The organism is Streptomyces sp. NPDC006372, from assembly GCF_040612515.1.
Lineage (GTDB): Bacteria > Actinomycetota > Actinomycetes > Streptomycetales > Streptomycetaceae > Streptomyces.
In genome coordinates, this window is record NZ_JBEXQJ010000085.1 from 1 (window position 1) to 2,668 (window position 2,668).

The following is a 2,668-nucleotide window of genomic DNA, read 5'->3' on the forward strand; positions in this document are numbered from 1 at the left end:
TCCGACGCTCCCACGGCTTGTAGGCACACGGTTTCAGGTACTATTTCACTCCCCTCCCGGGGTACTTTTCACCATTCCCTCACGGTACTATCCGCTATCGGTCACCAGGGAATATTTAGGCTTAGCGGGTGGTCCCGCCAGATTCACACGGGATTTCTCGGGCCCCGTGCTACTTGGGTGTCTCTCAAACGAGCCGCTGACGTTTCGACTACGGGGGTCTTACCCTCTACGCCGGACCTTTCGCATGTCCTTCGCCTACATCAACGGTTTCTGACTCGTCTCACGGCCGGCAGACCGTGAAAGAGAGATCCCACAACCCCCACGACGCAACCCCTGCCGGGTCTCACACGTCGTAGGTTTAGCCTCATCCAGTTTCGCTCGCCACTACTCCCGGAATCACGGTTGTTTTCTCTTCCTGCGGGTACTGAGATGTTTCACTTCCCCGCGTTCCCTCCACACTGCCTATGTGTTCAGCAGCGGGTGACAGCCCATGACGACTGCCGGGTTTCCCCATTCGGAAACCCCCGGATCAAAGCCTGGTTGACGACTCCCCGGGGACTATCGTGGCCTCCCACGTCCTTCATCGGTTCCTGGTGCCAAGGCATCCACCGTGCGCCCTTAAAAACTTGGCCACAGATGCTCGCGTCCACTGTGCAGTTCTCAAACAACGACCAGCCACCCGTCACACACCACTTCCGTGATGCTTCACCGGGGCCGGCGACTGAGGAAGTTCATTCCCTCAGACACCCAACAGCGTGCCCGACACACTCCCCGCTTCCCTCAACGTTCCACGCTCCGAAGAGCAGTACTAGAAGGAGAAGACGATCAAGTGTGCCGAGTAGTCAACGTTCCACCCATGAGCAACCAGCATCAGACGTTCGCTGATGTACTGGCCTCTGACCTCACCCCGAGGGGATCGGTAAGAAGTGCTCCTTAGAAAGGAGGTGATCCAGCCGCACCTTCCGGTACGGCTACCTTGTTACGACTTCGTCCCAATCGCCAGTCCCACCTTCGACAGCTCCCTCCCACAAGGGGTTGGGCCACCGGCTTCGGGTGTTACCGACTTTCGTGACGTGACGGGCGGTGTGTACAAGGCCCGGGAACGTATTCACCGCAGCAATGCTGATCTGCGATTACTAGCGACTCCGACTTCATGGGGTCGAGTTGCAGACCCCAATCCGAACTGAGACCGGCTTTTTGAGATTCGCTCCACCTCGCGGTATCGCAGCTCATTGTACCGGCCATTGTAGCACGTGTGCAGCCCAAGACATAAGGGGCATGATGACTTGACGTCGTCCCCACCTTCCTCCGAGTTGACCCCGGCGGTCTCCCGTGAGTCCCCAGCACCACAAGGGCCTGCTGGCAACACGGGACAAGGGTTGCGCTCGTTGCGGGACTTAACCCAACATCTCACGACACGAGCTGACGACAGCCATGCACCACCTGTACACCGACCACAAGGGGGCGCCTGTCTCCAGACGTTTCCGGTGTATGTCAAGCCTTGGTAAGGTTCTTCGCGTTGCGTCGAATTAAGCCACATGCTCCGCCGCTTGTGCGGGCCCCCGTCAATTCCTTTGAGTTTTAGCCTTGCGGCCGTACTCCCCAGGCGGGGCACTTAATGCGTTAGCTGCGGCACGGACAACGTGGAATGTTGCCCACACCTAGTGCCCACCGTTTACGGCGTGGACTACCAGGGTATCTAATCCTGTTCGCTCCCCACGCTTTCGCTCCTCAGCGTCAGTATCGGCCCAGAGATCCGCCTTCGCCACCGGTGTTCCTCCTGATATCTGCGCATTTCACCGCTACACCAGGAATTCCGATCTCCCCTACCGAACTCTAGCCTGCCCGTATCGACTGCAGACCCGGGGTTAAGCCCCGGGCTTTCACAACCGACGCGACAAGCCGCCTACGAGCTCTTTACGCCCAATAATTCCGGACAACGCTCGCGCCCTACGTATTACCGCGGCTGCTGGCACGTAGTTAGCCGGCGCTTCTTCTGCAGGTACCGTCACTTTCGCTTCTTCCCTGCTGAAAGAGGTTTACAACCCGAAGGCCGTCATCCCTCACGCGGCGTCGCTGCATCAGGCTTTCGCCCATTGTGCAATATTCCCCACTGCTGCCTCCCGTAGGAGTCTGGGCCGTGTCTCAGTCCCAGTGTGGCCGGTCGCCCTCTCAGGCCGGCTACCCGTCGTCGCCTTGGTGAGCCATTACCTCACCAACAAGCTGATAGGCCGCGGGCTCATCCTGCACCGCCGGAGCTTTCCACCATCAAGGATGCCCAAGATGGTCAATATCCGGTATTAGACCCCGTTTCCAGGGCTTGTCCCAGAGTGCAGGGCAGATTGCCCACGTGTTACTCACCCGTTCGCCACTAATCCACCCCGAAGGGCTTCATCGTTCGACTTGCATGTGTTAAGCACGCCGCCAGCGTTCGTCCTGAGCCAGGATCAAACTCTCCGTGAATGTTTTCCCGTAATCGGGATGAACACCACGAGAGCGGAACAGTCAGGCGGAATAGGCCCGACCGTTCACAGCGTCCTCGCTGTGTTTTTTCAAAGGAACCTCGTCCCAGCCGTGATGGCCGGAGACGGGGTATCAACATATCTGGCGTTGACTTTTGGCACGCTGTTGAGTTCTCAAGGAACGGTCGCTTCCTTTGTACTCACCC

At 58.5% G+C, this 2,668-nt stretch carries 1 protein-coding gene and 2 rRNA genes; 1 reads left to right on the forward strand and 2 read right to left on the reverse strand.

Annotated elements, in window-relative coordinates; genetic code table 11:
* Both ABZ016_RS42885 and ABZ016_RS42890 read right to left on the reverse strand, forming a co-directional pair.
* Window positions 1-632: ribosomal RNA gene (locus ABZ016_RS42885) — 23S ribosomal RNA — on the reverse strand; the annotation flags it as partial.
* A gap of 305 nt (window positions 633-937) precedes the next feature.
* A 16S ribosomal RNA gene (locus ABZ016_RS42890) occupies window positions 938-2,463 on the reverse strand.
* Between the two features lie 18 nt (window positions 2,464-2,481).
* On the opposite strand from ABZ016_RS42890, the gene ABZ016_RS42895 reads away from it, so the two are divergent.
* Window positions 2,482-2,668 (forward strand): hypothetical protein (locus ABZ016_RS42895; protein ID WP_356922230.1); only part of this gene is annotated, 187 nt, incomplete at its 3' end.